Source organism: Micromonospora sp. NPDC005171 (genome assembly GCF_040608575.1).
GTDB lineage: Bacteria > Actinomycetota > Actinomycetes > Mycobacteriales > Micromonosporaceae > Micromonospora.
In genome coordinates this window covers 1-18,157 of sequence record NZ_JBEXIM010000059.1, presented here as the reverse complement: position 1 = coordinate 18,157, position 18,157 = coordinate 1, and the positions used below count along the sequence as shown (strand labels likewise).

The 18,157-nt window shown below is 68.8% G+C and carries 14 protein-coding genes; 2 read left to right on the top strand and 12 right to left on the bottom strand.

Annotation, left to right across the window (positions count from 1 at the left end; translation table 11 throughout):
- Positions 1 to 2: 2 nt before the first annotated feature.
- Positions 3 to 974: an ABC transporter permease gene (locus ABZU74_RS32625; RefSeq protein WP_355432177.1), complete on the bottom strand. Its 972-nt coding sequence runs from the start codon at positions 972 to 974 to the stop codon at positions 3 to 5.
- Positions 975 to 1,029: 55 nt separating this feature from the next.
- The gene (locus ABZU74_RS32620) at positions 1,030 to 2,541 is read right to left on the bottom strand and encodes a sugar ABC transporter ATP-binding protein (protein WP_355432175.1); all 1,512 of its coding nucleotides are present in this window, start codon (positions 2,539 to 2,541) and stop codon (positions 1,030 to 1,032) included.
- 524 nt (positions 2,542 to 3,065) lie between these two features.
- Here ABZU74_RS32620 and ABZU74_RS32615 point away from each other — a divergent pair.
- The gene (locus ABZU74_RS32615; RefSeq protein WP_355432173.1) at positions 3,066 to 6,614 is read left to right on the top strand and encodes a ThuA domain-containing protein; all 3,549 of its coding nucleotides are present in this window, start codon (positions 3,066 to 3,068) and stop codon (positions 6,612 to 6,614) included.
- A gap of 89 nt (positions 6,615 to 6,703) precedes the next feature.
- Here the strand turns inward: ABZU74_RS32615 and ABZU74_RS32610 are convergent, their stop codons facing one another.
- From ABZU74_RS32610 to ABZU74_RS32575, 8 genes are all read right to left on the bottom strand, one after another.
- On the bottom strand, positions 6,704 to 7,708 hold the full coding sequence (locus ABZU74_RS32610; protein WP_355432170.1) for an aldo/keto reductase: 1,005 nt from the start codon (positions 7,706 to 7,708) through the stop codon (positions 6,704 to 6,706).
- Positions 7,705 to 8,577, bottom strand: coding sequence for an amidohydrolase family protein (locus ABZU74_RS32605; RefSeq protein ID WP_355432168.1), 873 nt, complete (start codon positions 8,575 to 8,577; stop codon positions 7,705 to 7,707). Before ABZU74_RS32605 ends, ABZU74_RS32610 begins: the two co-directional genes overlap by 4 nt.
- The gene (locus ABZU74_RS32600; RefSeq protein ID WP_355432165.1) at positions 8,574 to 9,335 is read right to left on the bottom strand and encodes an SDR family NAD(P)-dependent oxidoreductase; all 762 of its coding nucleotides are present in this window, start codon (positions 9,333 to 9,335) and stop codon (positions 8,574 to 8,576) included. The genes ABZU74_RS32605 and ABZU74_RS32600 overlap by 4 nt, the downstream gene beginning before the upstream one ends.
- Positions 9,332 to 10,357 carry an alcohol dehydrogenase catalytic domain-containing protein gene (locus tag ABZU74_RS32595; protein ID WP_355432162.1) on the bottom strand — a complete coding sequence of 342 codons (1,026 nt, stop codon included), beginning with the start codon at positions 10,355 to 10,357 and terminating at the stop codon, positions 9,332 to 9,334. Before ABZU74_RS32595 ends, ABZU74_RS32600 begins: the two co-directional genes overlap by 4 nt.
- Before the next feature lie 106 nt (positions 10,358 to 10,463).
- The gene (locus ABZU74_RS32590; protein ID WP_355432159.1) at positions 10,464 to 11,687 is read right to left on the bottom strand and encodes a mandelate racemase/muconate lactonizing enzyme family protein; all 1,224 of its coding nucleotides are present in this window, start codon (positions 11,685 to 11,687) and stop codon (positions 10,464 to 10,466) included.
- A gap of 1 nt (position 11,688) precedes the next feature.
- On the bottom strand, positions 11,689 to 12,516 hold the full coding sequence (locus tag ABZU74_RS32585) for a carbohydrate ABC transporter permease (protein ID WP_355432157.1): 828 nt from the start codon (positions 12,514 to 12,516) through the stop codon (positions 11,689 to 11,691).
- The gene (locus tag ABZU74_RS32580) at positions 12,516 to 13,496 is read right to left on the bottom strand and encodes a sugar ABC transporter permease (protein ID WP_355432154.1); all 981 of its coding nucleotides are present in this window, start codon (positions 13,494 to 13,496) and stop codon (positions 12,516 to 12,518) included. The genes ABZU74_RS32585 and ABZU74_RS32580 overlap by 1 nt, the downstream gene beginning before the upstream one ends.
- 4 nt (positions 13,497 to 13,500) lie before the next feature.
- The gene (locus ABZU74_RS32575; protein WP_355432151.1) at positions 13,501 to 14,763 is read right to left on the bottom strand and encodes an extracellular solute-binding protein; all 1,263 of its coding nucleotides are present in this window, start codon (positions 14,761 to 14,763) and stop codon (positions 13,501 to 13,503) included.
- Positions 14,764 to 14,910: 147 nt separating this feature from the next.
- On the opposite strand from ABZU74_RS32575, the gene ABZU74_RS32570 reads away from it, so the two are divergent.
- Positions 14,911 to 15,681, top strand: a complete 771-nt coding sequence (locus tag ABZU74_RS32570) for a FadR/GntR family transcriptional regulator (RefSeq protein WP_355432148.1) — start codon at positions 14,911 to 14,913, stop codon at positions 15,679 to 15,681.
- Positions 15,682 to 15,752: 71 nt separating this feature from the next.
- Here ABZU74_RS32570 and ABZU74_RS32565 read toward each other — a convergent pair whose 3' ends face one another.
- Together ABZU74_RS32565 and ABZU74_RS32560 are read right to left on the bottom strand one after the other, a co-directional pair.
- Positions 15,753 to 17,057 (bottom strand): RICIN domain-containing protein, encoded by a 1,305-nt coding sequence (locus ABZU74_RS32565; protein ID WP_355432144.1) that lies wholly within the window; start codon positions 17,055 to 17,057, stop codon positions 15,753 to 15,755.
- A gap of 506 nt (positions 17,058 to 17,563) precedes the next feature.
- On the bottom strand, positions 17,564 to 18,157 hold a 594-nt coding region (locus ABZU74_RS32560), incomplete at its 5' end, for an RICIN domain-containing protein (protein ID WP_355432141.1).

Genomic DNA, 18,157 nt, shown 5'->3' with positions numbered 1-18,157 from the left:
GGCTAGGCCGCCTTTCGCATGGCCCGGCGGGCGTAGACGGCGACCGCGGCGATGATGATGACGCCCCGGATCACCTGCTTGAAGAAGGCGTCGACCTCGAGCTGGTTGAAGATGGCGTCGATGCTGGCGAGCAACAGCACCCCGCCGACAGTGCCGATGACGCCACCGCGGCCACCGGCGAGGGCGGTCCCGCCGATCACCACCGCGGCGATCGACTCCAGGTCGTAGAGGCCCTCGGTGCCGACGCGCGGGGCGCCCGAGCCGAGCCGACTGGCGAGGTAGATGCCGGCGAGCCCGGCGCACATCGAGCACAGGACGTGCGCGGTGACGAGGACCCGGTCGTTGCGGACACCGGAGAGCCGGGCCACCTCCGGATCCCCACCGACGGCGACCAGGTGGTGGCCGAAGCGGGTCCGCGAGAGCGCGAACCAGGCCGCCGCGGTCACCGCAATCAACAGCAGGAACGACACCGGCACCGGCCCGACCCGCTGATAACCGAGTGACTGCACCAGCGAGGGCGCGGTGGCGCCGGCCGGACCGTCGTAGCCGTTGTCGAGGTAACCCTTGAGCAGCAAGCCGACGCCGAGGGTCGCGATGAACGCGTTGACCCGGAACCTGGTGACGAGCAGCCCGTTGAGCAGCCCGACGCCGGCGCTGACGACGAGCACCAGGCCGATCGCCGGCAGCACCGCACCGTCGCTGCCGTTCATCGTCTCGGCCGCGACCAGGGTGCTGAGGCTGATCACGTACGCCACCGAGAGGTCGAGCGAGCCGCCCAGGATGACCAGGGTCTGGCCCACCGCGACCAGCCCGAGGCCGGCGGCGACGTGCAGCAGACTCACGGTGGTGGACTGGTTGAACAGTTGGCCACCGTCGAGCAGGACGACCAGCCAGCCGATGGTGAGGGTCAGGGTAAGCGCCACGAAGACGCCCGGTACGGAACGCCGGGCCGGCAGCAGCGACAGAGCGCTCACTGGGCCACCTCGGTTCGCGACTGCGGGGCTCGCAAACCCGGCTCACTCCTCGCGCTCACTGGACGGTCTCCCGCACGGTGCCGACAGCCAACGCGACGACCTCCTCCTCGGTCGCGCCGGCGGGCAGTTCGCCCGCGACGTGACCGTCCCGCATGACGACGATCCGGTCACTCATCCCCAGCAGCTCCGGTAGATCGGACGAGATCATCAGCACGGCCGCGCCATCCCGCGCGAGGCGGCGGACGAGGTCGTGGATCGCGGACTTCGCGCCCACGTCGATGCCCCGGGTCGGCTCGTCGAAGAGCAGGATCCGCGGATTGAGGGCGAGCCACCGGGCCAGCACTACCTTCTGCTGGTTACCCCCGGACAGAAAGCGGATCTCCTGGTCGTCGCCGGCGCCGCGGATCTCCACGGCGGCCAGCAACTCGCGTACCCGGGCGGCCCTCGCCGCCCGGCCGGACCGGGCGGCGAAGACGGCCCGGCTGGCGAGCAGCGCGTTGTCGAGCACCGACTGCCGGGGGACGATCCCCTCGCCCTTGCGGTCCTCGGTGACGTAGGCGATGCCGGCCCGCATCGCGGTGCGGGGTGAGCGCAGTCGAACCGGCCGGTCGTCGAGCGTGACGTCGCCGGTCGTGAACGGCGACACCCCGAAGATCGCACGGGCCAGCGCCGAGCGTCCGGAGCCCTGCAGGCCGCCGATGCCGAGCACCTCGCCGGCGCGCAACTGGAGGTTGACGTCCCGCAGCTTCCGGTTTCCCGCGTCGCGAAGGTTGAGTCGCACCGGGCCCCGGTCCTCGGGGGCGGCCCGGTCCGGGTAGTAGCTGGACAGTTCCCGGCCGACCATGTGCCGCACCAACTCGTCGGCGGTGGTGTCCGCAGTGTCCACAGTGGTGACGCGACGGCCGTCCTTGAGCACTGTGATCCGACCGGACAGGTCGAAGACCTCGGCGAGCCGGTGCGAGACGTACAGCAGCCCGATGCCCCGCTCCTGGAGTCGGCGTACCAGCCCGTAGAGCAGCTCGACCTCGTGGTCGGCCAGCGCTGCGGTCGGCTCGTCCATGATGAGCAGCCGCGCGTCCAGGGCGAGTGCCTTGGCGATCTCGACAACCTGCTGCTGCGCGACGCCCAACTGCCCCACCCGGGCATCGGCCGGCAACGTGGTCTCACCGATCGAGGCGAGCAGCCGAGTGGTGCGGTCCAGCATCTCTCGACGATCGACGAGCCCGCGACGCACCGGCTCGTGCCCCAGGTAGACGTTCTCCGCGACGGTGCGCTCCGGGAGCAGGTTGAACTCCTGGTGGATGATGCCGATGCCGGCCCGCTGCGCGTCGCGCGGACCTCGGAACGTGCGCGTCGCACCGGCGAACTCGACAGTGCCCCCGTCCGGGGCGTACCCGCCCGAGACGATCTTCATGAGGGTCGACTTCCCGGCACCGTTCTCACCGACCACGGCGTGCACCTCGCCCGGCGCGACGTCGAGGTCGACACCGTCGAGAACGCAAACTCCGAGGAAGGACTTACCGATGCCCCGAAGGGTGAGTAACGGCACCGGCCGTGGGTCTGACATCCCGAAAGCCTCACAGACAGTAGTCATCTACAGGTTTCGATCACACGCTACGGCGACCTCGAGGTGTTGACCATCGAACTTTCGTAGCGATCGACGGAGGCTTATGTTCGCTTGTTACGAACATTCCCTTGACATCGACGAAACATCACACGTATGAAGATAGATGTTTGGATGCTGGTCCGCAATCCTCGACCGAGGCTGATTGCCAGGGCCGTCACCCGATCGGCAGCGGCGCCGCAGCGAGGGGGTCGCGCACGACCGTCGTCACCTGGGCAGGACGTCGGACGTCACCCCGTTAATTGACACTCTTCTATCTCTAGCTCATCCTGACCTCGCGGATCACCGGACGAGACCTACAGCGATTATCACGCTGTGTGACGTCCTGCAGGTCTGACTGCCGTTTCGGCGAACGGCACGAGGACCGACCACCGCACCCCGTGCACCCTCGCGCGTCCAGGCACAACCTGACGAACCGTGGGGCCCGTGGTGGCAATCGGAGTTGCCCGCCCAACCTAGGAGACGGCATGCGTCGCAACACATTGCTCATCTCAGTGATCGCCGGCCTGTTGCTGGCGCTCGGACTCGCCCCACCCGCGTCGGCGGCCCCGGCCTTCCGCGCCCTGTTGTTCACCAAGACCGCCGGCTACCGGCACGACTCGATCCCCGCCGGGATCGCCATGTTCCAGCAGCAGGCCGCGGCGAACAACTTCGAGCTGGTGCAGACCGAGGACTCGAGCGTCTTCACCGCCAGCAACTTGGCGACCTTCGACGTCATCATCATGTTCCAGACCTCCGGCATGGTCTGGACCTCGGCGGCCCAGCGCCAGGCGGTGGAGGGTTACTTCGCCAGCGGCAAGGGCATCGTCGGCATCCACAACGCCACCGACATGGGCATCGACACCGAGTACCCGTGGTGGGACCAGACCATCAACGGCGGCGCCCACATGCCCGAGCACTCCCCCGGCGTGCTCCCCGGCACCGCCATCGTCGCCGACAAACAGCACCCGTCGACGGCCGGGCTGCCGGATCGCTGGAACCGCAGCGAGGAGTGGTACAACTTCGACTCCAACCCGCGCGGCAAGGTGCACGTTCTGGTGACCGCCGACGAGCGCACCTACAACCCCGGATCCCGGGCGATGGGCCCGGACCACCCGATCTCCTGGTGTCGCAACACCGCTGGCGGGCGGGTGTGGGCCACCGCGATGGGCCACGCGATCGACTCCTACAGCGAGACGAACTTCCGCAACCACGTGCTCGGCGGCGTGAAATGGGCAGCCGGTAACGTCGCCGGTGACTGCGGCGGCACCGTCTGGGGCAACTTCGAGAAGCGCACCCTCGACGACAACACCGTCGACCCGATGGCGATGGCAGTGGCCCCGGACGGGCGCGTGCTCTACGCCCAGCGCGGCGGGCAGCTGAAGATCTTCAAGCCCTCCACCAACAGCACCGTCACCGCCGGCACGCTGAGCGTCTACACCGGCGGCGAGGACGGCCTCACCGGCATGGCGCTGGACCCCAACTTCGCCACCAACGGGTACGTGTACCTGTACCACTCACCGGCGAGCAGCTCGACCGACATCAACCGCGTCTCCCGCTACACCCTCAGCGGGGACACGCTGAACATGTCCAGCGGTGTGACGATCATCGACATCCCGGCGTACCGGGACCGAACGTTCCCGGAGCCCGGTCACACCGGTGGTTACATCGAATTCGGTCCGGACGGCAACCTCTACATCGGCACCGGCGACGACACGCCACCGAACCTCGACCCCAACTGGCAGGGCTACGCCCCGCTGGACTGGCGCTCGGGCAAGTCCAACCTAGACGCCGCCCGGACCGCTGGCAACACCAACGACCTGCGCGGCAAGCTGCTGCGTATCCGCCCCGGGGCCAGCGGCAGCTACACCATCCCCTCCGGCAACCTCTACCCCCAGGGCACGGCGCAGACCAAGCCGGAAATCTACGCGATGGGCTTCCGCAACCCGTTCCGTTTCTCGATCGACGCGGCCACCGGCTGGGTCTACCTGGCCGACTACGGGCCGGACCGCAACCCGCCCACCACCAACCGGGGCCCCGAGGGCCTGGTCGAGCTCAACGTGATCAAGACGCCCGGCAACTACGGCTGGCCGTTCTGCCACGGTGACAACCAGCCCTACGCGCCGTTCAACCCCGACACCGGCGTGGTCGGCGCGAAGTTCAACTGCAACGCGCCGGTCAACAACTCGCCCAACAACACCGGCCTGACCAGCCTGAAGCCGGTCGTCGCACCCAACATCTGGTACGGCTACGGCACCTCGCCGACCTTCCCGGAGCTCGGCTCCGGTGGCTCCGCGCCGATGGGCGGCCCGGTCTACCGGTACGACGCGTCGAACCCGTCCGCGACGAAGTTCCCGCCCTACTACGACGGGGTGCACTTCTTCTACGAGTGGGCCCGCAACTACATCAAGGAGGTGCACTTCGACTCCTCCACGGCGGTCACCCGCACCAACCCGTTCCTGTCCGGCACCGGGTTCAACAAGCCGATGGACATGGAGTTCGGCAAGGACGGCTCGCTCTACCTGCTGGAGTGGGGCACCAACTTCGGCGGCGGCAACAGCGACTCCGGGCTCTACCGGATCGACTACATCCAGGGCGGTCGGTCACCGATCGTCAAGGCCACCGGCACGCCCACCAGCGGCAGCGCACCGCTGACCGTCCAGTTCAGCAGCGCGGGCACGTCCGACCCGGACGGCAACACGCTGAGCTACCTGTGGACGTTCGGCGACGGCACCACCTCCACGGCGGCCAACCCGTCGAAGGTCTACACCACCAACGGCAACTACACGGCCCAACTGAAGGTCACCGACAGTACCGGTAAGACGGGCTTCGCCAATGTCCAGATCACCGTCGGCAACACCGCGCCGGTGGTCACCATCACCACCCCGGGCAACGGGGGCATGCTCAACTTCGGTGACATGGTGCCGTACCAGATCACCGTGACCGATCCGGACGGCGGAACCGTCGACTGCTCGAAAGTGTTCCTCAACCCGGCGCTGGGTCACGACGACCACGCACACGAGACCACCGAGTACCCGGGTTGCTCGGGCACCATCTCCACCGACCTGCTCGGTGGGCACCCGGACGGCGCCAACCTGTTCTACGTGCTGAACGCGCGCTACACCGACAGCGGTGGCGCGGGCGGTGCGGCCCCACTCACCGGGACCGCGCAGGCGATCCTCCAGCCGAAGCACAAGCAGTCGGAGTACTTCAGCAGCCAGTCCGGCGTCCGGGTGGTCGACCAGGCCGCCGCGGAGAGCACCAAGCGCGTCGGTGACATCTCCTCGAACGACTGGATCGCGTTCAGCCCGATGAACCTGTCGGGTATCTCGACGGTCAGCTACCGGCTGTCGTCGCCCTCAGGTGGCGGGTCGATCGAGCTGCGCGCCGGCTCGCCGACCGGCACCCTGCTGGCCACCACCACGGTGCCGAGTACGGGCGGCTGGGACAACTACCAGTCCACGACTCCGGTGAGCGTCGCCGCGACCAGCGGGACGCAGACGCTCTACATGGTGTTCAAGAACAGCAACAACTCGTTCGATCTGGACTCGCACACCTTTGGCGGCAACGGCGTCGGTACACCCGGCACCGGCACCGGCGGCGGCCTGGCGGGCAAGACCTACACGGTCACGGCACAGCACAGCAACAAGCTGATGGACGTCAGCGGTGTCTCCACCGCCGACGGCGCCCAGATCACCCAGTGGGCGTCCACCGGCGGCGACAACCAGAAGTGGCAGGCCGTCGACGCCGGTAACGGCGCGCTTTACCTCAAGGCGGTGCACAGCGGCAAGTGCGTCGAGGTGGTCGGTAGCTCGACCGCGGCGGGTGCCTTCCTCCAGCAGGCCACCTGCAACAACGGCAACCAGCAGAAGTTCACCGCCACCGCGACGGGAACCTCCGGCGTGTACACGGTGAAGAGTGTGCTGAGCGGGCTCTGCGTGGACGTCAACGGCGCCTCCACCGCCGACGGCGCCCGGCTGTTGCAGTGGACCTGCCACAGCGCCACCAACCAGCAGTGGCGGTTCACCGCGGTGTGACCACGCGGCTGACGCGGTAACAGTTGACGTCCCGGTCGGGACCGGTATCCGAGGAACGGAGCCGGTCCCGGCCGGGACGTCGTCGTCAGTCAGGCACTGCCGAGGGGAAGCTGACCGGGTGGCGTGCTGAGCAGCCCGGCCGCCGCCAGGTCGTCCCACAACTCCTCCGGTACGACGATTCCGGACCGTCGTACCGTCTCGACCGCCTGCGCCTCGTTGCGGACGCCGACCACCGTCGACACCACGGCCGGGTGCCGACGGACGAAGGCGAGGGCCGCCTGCGGCAGGGTCACCCCGTACGTCTCGCATGCCGTGGCGATCCGCCGCGCACGCTCGATCAGCTCCGCCGGCGCCTGCTGGTAGTTGTAGACGGCGTCGGCTGGCGGCCGGTCCCGCGACAGCAGCCCCGAGTTGTAGACGCCCGCGATGACCACGCCCACCCCCCGGTTCTCGGCGGCCGGCAGCAGGTCGGCGACCGCACCCTGTTCGAGCAGGGTGTACCGCCCGGCGCACATCATCACGTCGACGTCGGTCTCCCGCACGAACCGCGCCAGCATCGCCGACTGGTTCATGCCGGCGCCGATGGCTCCGACGACGCCCTGGTCCCGCAGGTCGACGAGAGCCGGTACGGCCTCCTCCGCGGCCTGCTCCCAGTGGTCGTCCGGGTCGTGCAGGTAGACGATGTCGAGCCGGTCCAGCCCGGTGCGGTCCAGGCTGGCCTCGATGGAGCGGAGCACGCCGTCGCGGCTGAAGTCCCACACCCGCCGGTGGGTCGCGGGCACATCGAACCCGTCGGAGTCCCGCAGGTGCCCGTCCTGCGGCGACGGCACCAGGAGTCGCCCGACCTTCGTCGACACCACGTACTCGTCGCGCGGCCGTTGGCGCAACGCGGCGCCGAGGCGGCGTTCGGACAGCCCGAGGCCGTAGTGCGGAGCGGTGTCGAAGTAGCGGACGCCCGCGTCCCACACCGCGTCGACCGCCGAGGCGAACTCCTCGTCCGTCGTCGTCCGGTACAGGTTGCCACCCTGGGCCGCGCCGAACCCCAGCTCGGTGAGCCGTACCTCCGGGCGGCGCGGCAGTGCCCGCGCCATCATGACGCCGCCAGCTTGTAGACGCGGCGCGCCGTCTCGCCCCACACCGGCTCCGTCCCGTCCTGGCCCCCCAGCAGCTGCGCCAGGGTGTCGATCCACCGTTGGTACGAACTGGCGAGCAGGCAGACCGGCCAGTCCGAGCCGAACATCAGTCGGTCCGGCCCGAACGCGTCGAGGGCGTCCTCGACGGCGGGTCGAAGGTCCTCCGGCGTCCACTGCGGGAGCGGCACCTCCGTCACCAACCCGGAGAGTTTCGCCGTGGTGTTGGGTGAGGCGGCCAACGACCGCAGGTCCCGGCTCCACTCCTCCACTTCCGGACGGCCGATCGCGGGCTTGGCCAGGTGGTCGAGGACGAATCTCACCTCGGGCAGGTCGCGCGTGAGACGCGCGGCCATGGGCAGTTGGTGCTGGCGTACCAGCAGGTCGAAGACGAGGCCGGCGGCGCCCACCGCCGCGATCCCCCGACGGACGTCCGGACGGTCCAGGTACGCCGGGTCGGTCTCGGACTGCACGAGGTGGCGGATGCCGACGAGGCGTTCCCCGCCCTGAGCGGCCCGCAGGCGGTCGAGGCGGTCCGCGACGTCCTCGGCGGTCAGGTCCACCCAGCCGACGACCCCACGGACCAGGGTGTCCCCGGCCGCCACGCCCAGCAGGTCCACCGTCTCGGTTTCGGAGGCGATGGACTGCACCACCACTGTCGCGGTGACCCCGGCCGCACGGGCCAGCGGCGCGAGATCGGCGGGTTCGAAGTCGGCGTCGATCGCCGCCATGGTCACCGGGTCGATCCACGGCTGCGGGTGCCGGGAGCGAACCCAGAGGTGGTGGTGTGCGTCGACGATCCCGGCGCGGCCGGGCTCCTGTGCGCCCGTCATCGGCCCAACCAGCCGCCGTCGACGGGCAGCACGATCCCGTTGACATAGTCCGACGCTGTCGACGCCAGGAACACAGTGGCACCGCCGAGATCGTCGGCCCGGCCCCACCGGCCGGCCGGGATCCGGCCGAGGATCGCCTGGTTGCGGTCGGGGTCGTCGCGCAGCGCCTGAGTGTTGTCGGTGGCGATGTAGCCGGGCGCGATGGCGTTCACGTTCACCCCGTGGGCCGCCCACTCGTTCGCCAGCGCCTTGGTCAGGCCGGCCACCCCGGACTTCGACGCGGCGTATCCGGGGACGGTGATGCCGCCCTGGAAACTCAGCAGCGACGCGGTGAAAATGATCTTCCCTCGGCCACGCTCGACCATCGTCCGGCCGATCTCCCGGCTCAGGATGAACTGGCTGCTGAGGTTCACCTCGATCACGTGGTCCCACATCTCGTCCGGGTGCTCCGCAGCCGGGGTCCGGGCGATCGTGCCGCCGTTGTTCACCAGGATGTCGACCGGCCCGAGAGCGATGATGTCGCCTGCCAACCGGTGCACTGCCGCCCGGTCGCCGAGGTCCGCCCGCAGCGCGGTGAACCGGCGGCCGGCGGCCCGCACCCGACGTTCGACCTCACTGCCGTCGGCTTCGAGCTGGGCGGAGACACCCACGATGTCGGCACCGGCCAGGGCCAGGGCCTCGGCCATGGCGAGGCCGATACCGCGCCGCGCCCCGGTCACGACGGCGGTCCGTCCGGACAGATCGAACAAGGCAGTCACTGGGTACCCTCCCGCACATCGAGCAGCACCTTCATCACGCCGCCACCCTCCAGCGCCGCGAAGGCCGCGCCGGCAGCCTCGACCGGCTCGATCCGGGAGATCAGCTGCTGTGCCGGGATCGCGCCCGAGGCGACCAACCGGATCGCCTCCACCATGTCGTCGCGCTGATACAGCCGAGCGCCGAGAAGTTCCAGCTCACGCCAGAAGAACCGGTGCAGGTTGACCTCCCGGGGCTGGGGGTGGATCGCCACCATGACCAGCCGCCCGCGAGTGGTGAGGACGTCGACCGCCGTGGTCACGCCGGCCGGGGAGCCGGACACCTCGAAGGCGATGTCGGCGCCCGCGCCATCGGTACGGTCGTTGACGAACGCCACGACATCGGTCGCTCGCGGGTCGACGGCCTCGATCCCGATCCCCTCCGCCACCTCGCGTCGGAACGGGTCCGGCTCGACGAGGAGCACCCGCGCGCCACGGCCGCGCGCGACGGTGGCGATGAGGACGCCGACCGGCCCACCACCGACCACCACCACCTGGTCGTCGGCGGTCACGTTCCCCCGGCGTACGTCGTGCACGGCGACCGCCACCGGCTCGACGAGCGCCGCGTGGTCGAGGGGCAACTCCTCCGGGAGCGGCAGGACCAGCTCCACCGGCACGTTCCAGGATGACTGCATGGCACCCGGTGAGTCGATGCCGAGGAAGTTCATCGCGTGGCAGACGTTGGAGTTGCCCCGCTGGCAGGCCGCGCACCGTCCGCAGGGTCGGGTCGGCATCACGGTGACGGGCTGACCGACGTCCCAGCCGGTCACGCCCTCGCCGACGGCCGCGATCCGCCCGGACATCTCATGCCCGATGATCGCGGAGTCACCGACCCGGGCGTCCATGTCCCCGTGGTAGATGTGCAGATCCGTACCGCAGATCCCGGTGTACGCCACCTCGATCCGTACCTGCCCGGGGCCTGGTGGCTCCGGATCGCGGTTCTCGATTCCGAGGTCTCGCGCGCCCCGGTAGACGACTGCCTTCATCGTTCCTCCGTCTCGACGGTCGGTACGTCGGTCGTGCCGACCGGGCATGGTCGTGGGTGCATCGCCATCGCGATGCACCCACGCCTTCCCTGTTCTGATGGTCAGCTCAGTGCCGTGCGGTCGGCGACACCTCGTTGTGGGAGTTCAGCGGCACGACCGGCACCTGGCGGGTGGGAATCACCCCGTCGACCCCGGCCAGCAGGCGCCGTCCGGCCCGCTCCGGCCGGACGTTGGGGCTGTCGGCCGTCTGTGCCTGCGGGCGACGGTTGGCCGCCCGGATCCGCTCCTCGTCCACCCGGACCCCCAGCCCGGGTGCGTCGCCGAGGATGAACGCGCCGTCCTCGACGTGCAGGTCGAGGGAGACACCGACCGGGGGGCGCAGGTCCTGCAACTCGCTTGTCAGGTGATTCGGCACCGAGGTCGCGGCGTGCAGCAGCCCGACCGGGCTGTTGCCGATCGGGCTGACCGGCAGGTCGTGGGCGTGGGCCAGGGCGGACGCCCGCAGGAAGTGGGTGACCCCCCAGACGGCCGCCATCTGGACGATGTCGACCGCGCCCGCGGCGATCAGCGGACGGTACTGTTCGAGCCCGGTCAGGTTCTCACCGGTGGCGACCGACGCCGACACGCCTCGACTGACCGCGGCGAGACCCTCGGCGTCCCAGCGCCGGACCGGCTCCTCAATCCAGATGAGGTCCAGGGTGCGTTCCAGCTCGCAGACGTGCCGGACGGCCTGCTTGCGGGTCCACGCCTCGTTGACGTCGAGCATCAGGCCCGGCCGCCGGCCGTGCCCGGCCTCGGTCAGGACGTCCTTGACCAGGCTCAGGCGGTGCCGATCGCGCTCGATGTCGAGGCCACCCTTGAGCTTGGCCGCCCGTAGGCCGTGACTCGCGTAGACCTCGTACTCCGCGACGAGTTCGTCGTCGGTGAGCCCGATGTCCAGCCCGGACGCGTAGGCGGTGACCCGCCGGTCCCGTCCGCCCAGCAGCCGCCACAGCGGTTCGCCGGCGGCCTGCGCCTTGATGTCCCAGAGTGCGGTGTCCAGAGCGCCGATGGTGCCGAACACCGGCCCGGCGTGGCCGGCCTTGAAGGTGTGCCGCAACATGCGGTCGTACAGGGACGTCACGGCGCGGGGGTCTTCACCCTCGATGGCTGGGAAGATCCGATCGATTTCGACGTGCGGCCCGAGGCCGACTCCCGAGATGCCCTCGTCGGTGTCGACGATGACGATCGAGACCGGGACCACCCCGTCGGAGAACACACCGTTGGCGTCGCCGACGGGTCGGCCCCATTCCTGGACCGTGGAGAGCGTCCGATATCCCGTGATCCGCATGTCAACCCTTCGTGGAACCGGCGGCTACGCCGTCGGCAATTTGGCGCTGGAGGAACAGGTAGACCAACAGGACGGGTATCGCGGCGATCAGCACCCCGGAGGCGAAGGTGGGGATGTTGTCGGAGTACTGCCCGCGCAACGAGGTCACCCCGATCATGAGCGTCCGGTGATCGGCCGAGGGCATCATCACCAACGCCATGAGGACGTCGTTCCAGCAGAACAGGGCGTTGAGGATGCCGACCGACAGCAGCGCCGGGGTGCCCAGGGGCAGCATGATCCGGCGGTACACGCCGTACACGGTGCTGCCGTCGATCCGCGCGGCATCGACGATCTCCGGCGGGATGCCCTTGTAGTAACTCGTCATGAGAAAGACCGTGAAGGGCAGGAACTGGGCCACGTAGACCAGGATCAGGCCGGGGTACGTGTCGATGAGCGCGGTGTCGGCCATGATCCGAGCGAGCGGCACCATGATCACCTGGAACGGGATGAAGAGCCCGGCGAGGCAACCCAGGAACAACGCCGACGAGCCGCGGAACCGCAGCTGGCTCAGGGCGAAGCCGGCCATCGACCCGAACAGCAGCAGCAGGAGCACCGACACCGTCACCACGAACAGCGAGTTGACGAAGTAGCGGCCCATGCCGACGCTGGTCCACGCCGTGCTGATGTTCTCCCAGCGCACCGCGTCGGTGAGCGAGAACCGGTCGAGGATGTAGTCGCGCCGTGTCTTCATCGCGACGTTGGCGGTGAACAGCAGGGGGTAGATCGTCGCCAACGCGAGCAGTGCCATCGGGACGGCGATGAACCACCGTCCCAGTCGAATGCGAGACATCAGTCCTCCTTCCCCGCTCGTTCCAGCAGCTTGATCTGCATAAGCCCCACCACAAGCATGATCACGAAGAGGATCGTCGACGCGGCCGACGCGAGAGCCGGACGGTTCATCTGGCCCTGCTGGATCCAGATGTAGTACTCCGGCAGGTATGTCGAACCCTCCGGGCCGCCGCTGGTCATCACGAAGAGCAACCCGAACATCGAGGTCAGCATCCCGATCATCGTGGTCACGAAGACGAACTGGATGGTCCGGGCCAGGCTCGGAATGATCACGTGCCAGACGACCTGGCGCAGCGACGCCCCGTCCACCCGGGCGGCGTCCAGGAGCGCGGCGTCCAGCGTGGCGAAGCCGGCGAGGAACACCACCAGGGCCATCCCGAAGGTGGCCCAGATGTGCACGCCCACGACCATGAACATCGCGATGTCCGGGTCCCCGAGCCAGTCCACCGGACCGACACCGAACGACCCGAGCACGGCGTTGAGCGGGCCGTCGAAGGCGAGCAACAGGTTGAAGATCGCACCGACGATGACCGGTGAGAGCACAGCGGGAAAGAAGTAGACGCTGCGGTAGAAGCGGTGGCCGGGCACCCGGAGGTAGATGAACGTCGCGAGCAGACCGGGGATCGCCACCGCCACCGGCAGCAGCAGCACCAGCAGCCCGACGTTGCTCAGCGCGGTCCGGAACAGCGGATCTCCGAACAGCTCGCGGTAGTTGCCGAATCCGACGGCGGTCCCGTTCTGCGCGCCGTCACCGGTGAACGAGAAGTTGACGCCCAGCAGCAGTGGGTAGAGCCGCAGCAGCACGATGACCAGGACGGCCGGGGCGACCAGGATGTAGGGGGCGTAGCGCTCGGCCCCCAGGCCGCCACGGGTGCGACGGGGTCGTGTGCTATTCCGATGCGCGGCGGGGGCGACCGCCGCCCCGCCGGCCCGTCCGGCCGAAGCCGGACGGACCGACGGTTGCGTGTTTCCGATCGGCACGAGGTCAGCCCGCCTGGTCGGAAGCGGCCAACTGCTTCACCACCTCGTCGACGGTGATCGAACCGCTGAGCAGCTGCTGGGAGAGGCGCCCCATCAGGTCGATCGTCTTCGAGGAGAGCGCCACGTGCAGAGCGGGCTTGCCGCTCTTCAGCTCGCTGACGATCGTCGTGGCGGCCGGGCCGGCCTGCGACACGTCGATCGTGGTGTCGGCGGCGATCGCGCCGGCGTCGGCGTAGAAGGCCTTCAACGCGTCCGCCGAGCTCAGGGAACGCGCCAGGTCGGCGGCCACCTTCGGGTCCTTCGTCCACTTGGCGACCGCGTAGCCGATGCCTCCGTCGTACGGGAGGCTCGGGGTGGTGCCGGCGGTGACGACCGGGGGCTTCATGACGCCGAGCTTCTCCGGGGTGAGGAACTCGTTGAAGTCCTGCCAGTGCCCGACGTCCGACATCAGCCCCATGACGTGGGCGGCCTTACCGGACTGGAAGTACGCGAAGGAGTCGTTGAACATGGCGGTCGAGTTGGCCCCGTCGCTGTTCATCTTCTTGTCGCCGGTCTCCTTCCAGAGCTGGAAGAGCCGCTTGACGTTGGCCGAGTTCCAGTCGCGCTTGCCGGCGATCCAGGCGTCGTATTCGGCGGCGGTGAGGGTGGTCGAGCCCATGCTCGACATCCAGAACTGGATGCCGACGCCTTCCTTGTTGCCGAGGGCGAAGCACTTGGAGCCGGCCTTGGCGATGGCCGCGCAGTCGGCGACGAACTTGTCCCAGGTGGTGGCCGGGCTGGCCGGGTCGAGGCCTGCCTTCTGGTAGATCCCCTTGTTGTAGTAGATCGGGTAACCCTGCAGCGTCACCGGGGCGGCGTAGATCTTGCCGTCCTTGCTGAACGCCTCCCAGCCGGCCAGCCGCTGCTTGTCTTCGGCCACGTAGTCGTCGAGGGGCACCAGCGCGTCGACCCGGTCGCGGATCTGGCCGCCGCCGTTGAACAGCATGACGTCCGGGCCCTTGCCGGACTGGATCGCCGCACCGAGCAGGGTGTAGTACTGGTCGAAGGGCTGTGCGACGAACTCGACCTCGACGTCGGGGTGCTTCTTCTTGAAGTCGGCCTTGGCCTTGTCCAGATAGGATTTGGCGAACGGCTCGCCGGACTTCCAGTCCCAGACCACCAACTTGCCGTCCGAGCTGGTTGACTTGCCCGAATCGCTAGCACTTCCACAACCGGCCAGGGCCAGGCCCACAACGAGGACGGCCGACCATATTGCGCGCTGTCTCATCGATTGTCACCTCTATATGGGGGGTGGCCGGCGGGTGTCCCGCGAGCCAAATGTTGACCGGAAGGTAACTCGTATGACGTGTGACGTCAACAGTCGGCCGTACACTGACCCAGACGTCGTGCCACGGCGAGCCATTCGGAGGGGGACATGACGCCACCGCAGGAGACAGCCCTGAACAGCCCGGCGACCCCGGCGTGGGTGCGTCGGCCGACCAACCTCGCCAGGGCGGTCACCGCCGAACTGGTGGAGCGCATCGTCCGCGGCGTACACCCGTCCGGGACGTCCCTGCCCCCCGAGCCGATCCTCTGCGAGACCTTCGGCGTGAGCCGTACCGTCGTCCGGGAAGCAGTGAAGATCCTTCAGGAGAAGGGGCTGGTGCAGGTCCGCCAGGGCGCCGGCACCATGGTCACCCCACCGTCACACTGGGACATGCTCGACGAGCTGGTCCTCGCGGCGACCATCGCGGTGGACGACAGCCTCGCCATCCTCGACGACCTGGTCGTCACCCGACGGGTGCTGGAGTCCGACATGGCGAACGTCGCCGCCCGCCTCGCCGACACCGAGACCGTCAATCGACTGCGCGCCATGGTGGACCGGATGGACGAACTCGTCGACGACCACGTCACCTACCACGACCACGACCGAGCCTTCCATGACACGATCATGCAGGCATCCGGGAACCGCATCGCTCGTGGTGTCGTACGCGCGCTGGAGAGCCAGGTCATCAACACCGCCCGCTACATGGGCCGGACCGAACGGGCGTTGTGCGTGGCGTCCAACCAGGGTCACCGCCGCATCTACGAACGCATCGCCGCCCACGACCCCAACGGCGCCGCCGAGGCGATGTTCACCCACATCACCGAGGCCTGGCTGGTCCGTCGCAGTGGCTCGGGGAGCCCGGTCCGCCTCGAACGCTGACCGGCACGGCAACCAACAGCGCCCACCCCCGAGGTACGGGAGCGGGCGCCGCCGGTTGAGGCCGACAGGTGTCACGAGAACTGGGCGAAGAACCTCCAGATCTCACCCTTGGTCCAGGTCGTGATGCCGCTCTCGGCGTAGGTGCCGTCCACCGGGCCGGGCATGTGTCCGTTGTCGTACGCGGCCCACTGCACGGGGTAGCCGGACCGGCAACCCGAGTAGGCGGTCGTGATGTGCGCACGACTGCCGCCGGCCGGTTCGGGCGGGTTCTGGGCGGTGCAACCGTTGTTGCGGACGAAGGTGTCGCGCAGCGCCCTGCCCTGGGAGATGTTCAGGACGTTGTCCGAGATGCCGTGCAGCCCGAAGTACGCGATCGGCTGCGTACCGCCGCTGCACCCGCTGATCTGCGCGCCGGAGATGACCGCGACGGCCCGGAAGACGGTGGCCCGCGCGCAGGCGACGGCGTAGCTCATGCCACCACCCCAGCTGAAGCCGAGCGCGAACCGCTGCCTCGGGTTGACACAGAGGCTGCTCTCGATCCGGCTGATCATGTCGTCGACGAAGGTGATGTCCTCACCGCCGGAGTTGCCCCAGCCGTTGCCGAATCCCTGGGGCGCGACCAGGATCGCGCTGTTGTTCGACTGCTCCTGCTGCCCGTAGTAGGACCACGCGGTCCCACTGGTGCCGCCGGAGGAGATCTCCTGCATGGTGCCGCCTCGCCAGTGGAAGGCGAAGATCAGCCGGTAGGGATTGCTGTTGTTGTAGTTGGCGGGCACCCGCAGGATGAAGGTTCGGCTCTTGCCGTTGCTCTGGATCGTGTGCGTGCCGCTGGCCAACGTCGGCGCCTTGCCGCATCCGCTACCACCCGACGGCGGCGGGTTGCTGCCTCCGTCGACGGGGACGAGTTGCCACTGCTGGTTGGTGCCACCCCAGTCGGCGTACTGCACGACGTTTCCGCCGTCGGCGGTGGAGGCGCCCTGCACCTCGACGGCCTTGTTGCTGTTGCGGTTGATCAGCCGAACGTAGCCACCGTCCGAGTCGGCCAGCCGGAACTGCTGGTTCGTCCCGTTGAGATCCGACCACTGCACGATCGCGCCGCCGTCGGCGGTGGAGAAGTTGCTGACGTCGAGCACCTTGCCCGAGTGCCGCGACTTGATCCGGTAGTAGCCACCCCCGGAATCCACGAACTGCCACTGCTGGTTAGCACCGTTGTTGCGCGTCCACTGGCTGATCCGGGCGCCGTCGTTGGTGGCCGAGGCGTACAGGTCCAACGCCTTGCCGCTGTTCCGGTTCACCAGGGCGTACCAGGCGTTGGTGTCCACTGTCGCTGCCGCCGCGGGCGCCGCGTTGACCGCGACGAGTGTGCTGGCTGCCATGACCGTGGCCGCCGCCGCGGCCAACCCTGACCGCCAGCGACGTCTCTGTCGCGAGGCGGGACGAGCCTCACCGAGGGCTTTCATGGTCCACTCCTTTGGTCGGGGCCACCCACGAGCGAACGCCCGCGCGTGCCCTGGCGTGCGTGCCGGCGTCGTGGTGGTGGCGTCAGCACGTCTGGGGTGTTGTGTGCGGGCATTCCGCGGCCAGCGGTGCGGTCGATGGCGATGCCACGATCCGGGCTTCGAAGCAAGGCCCGCGCAGAGCCGCGCGGTGCGACGTCCTGGCTACCGGCAGCCGGGTGGCCCGCGGGTGAAAATTAGCGGTTTAGACGTCATACGTCAAACGATTGGCATCGATCCGAGCGTTCCCTCGAAGCGGCAACCTGACGGTCACGGCGGCCCGCCCCGGTTGGGGCGGGCCACCACTCGTCACACCTCGCCCGGGAGGTGCCGGCCGGATCCCGATCGGCCGGCGGCCCCTCTCCCCGGGTCGAGCGTGGCGGTCGCTAGCCGATCCGGACCAGTTGCCACTGTTGGTTGGTGCCACCCCAGTCGGCGTACTGCACAATGTTTCCGCCGTCGGCGGTGGAGGCGCCCTGCACCTCGACGGCCTTGTTGCTGTTGCGGTTGATCAGCCGTACGTAGCCACCGTCCGAGGTGGCCAACCGGAACTGCTGGTTCGTCCCGTTGAGATCCGACCACTGCACGATCGCGCCGCCGTCGGCGGTGGAGAAGTTGCTGACGTCGAGCACCTTGCTGGAGTTGCGGGACTTCACCCGGTAGTAGCCACCCCCGGAGTCGACGAACTGCCACTGCTGGTTGACGCCGTTGTTACGCGTCCACTGGCTGATTCGCGCCCCGTCGTTGGTGGCCGAGGCGTACACGTCGAGCACCTTGCCGCTGTTCCGGTTCAGCAACACGTACCAGGCGCTGGTGTCCACTCCGGAGCCGGGTGGGGGCGTGGTGGGCGGGGTCGAGCCGCCGTTGAGGGCGTCCAGCACTGCGGTGTACGCGGCCTTCTTGTTGCCGTTGCAATCGAACAGCAGGGCGTTGTCGGAGCCCCGCCACGAGTCGCAGTCCCGCACACCCCAGGTGGTGAT

Excerpts from the sequence above, each read along its gene's own strand:
- ABZU74_RS32595 (WP_355432162.1), bottom strand. The coding sequence starts at position 10,357 with ATGAAGGCAGTCGTCTACCGGGGCGCGCGAGACCTCGGAATCGAGAAC.
- ABZU74_RS32620 (WP_355432175.1), bottom strand. The coding sequence starts at position 2,541 with ATGTCAGACCCACGGCCGGTGCCGTTACTCACCCTTCGGGGCATCGGT.
- ABZU74_RS32610 (WP_355432170.1), bottom strand. The coding sequence starts at position 7,708 with ATGATGGCGCGGGCACTGCCGCGCCGCCCGGAGGTACGGCTCACCGAG.
- ABZU74_RS32590 (WP_355432159.1), bottom strand. The coding sequence starts at position 11,687 with ATGCGGATCACGGGATATCGGACGCTCTCCACGGTCCAGGAATGGGGC.
- ABZU74_RS32585 (WP_355432157.1), bottom strand. The coding sequence starts at position 12,516 with ATGTCTCGCATTCGACTGGGACGGTGGTTCATCGCCGTCCCGATGGCA.
- ABZU74_RS32575 (WP_355432151.1), bottom strand. The coding sequence starts at position 14,763 with ATGAGACAGCGCGCAATATGGTCGGCCGTCCTCGTTGTGGGCCTGGCC.
- ABZU74_RS32615 (WP_355432173.1), top strand. The coding sequence starts at position 3,066 with ATGCGTCGCAACACATTGCTCATCTCAGTGATCGCCGGCCTGTTGCTG.
- ABZU74_RS32565 (WP_355432144.1), bottom strand. The coding sequence starts at position 17,057 with ATGGCAGCCAGCACACTCGTCGCGGTCAACGCGGCGCCCGCGGCGGCA.
- ABZU74_RS32605 (WP_355432168.1), bottom strand. The coding sequence starts at position 8,577 with ATGACGGGCGCACAGGAGCCCGGCCGCGCCGGGATCGTCGACGCACAC.
- ABZU74_RS32570 (WP_355432148.1), top strand. The coding sequence starts at position 14,911 with ATGACGCCACCGCAGGAGACAGCCCTGAACAGCCCGGCGACCCCGGCG.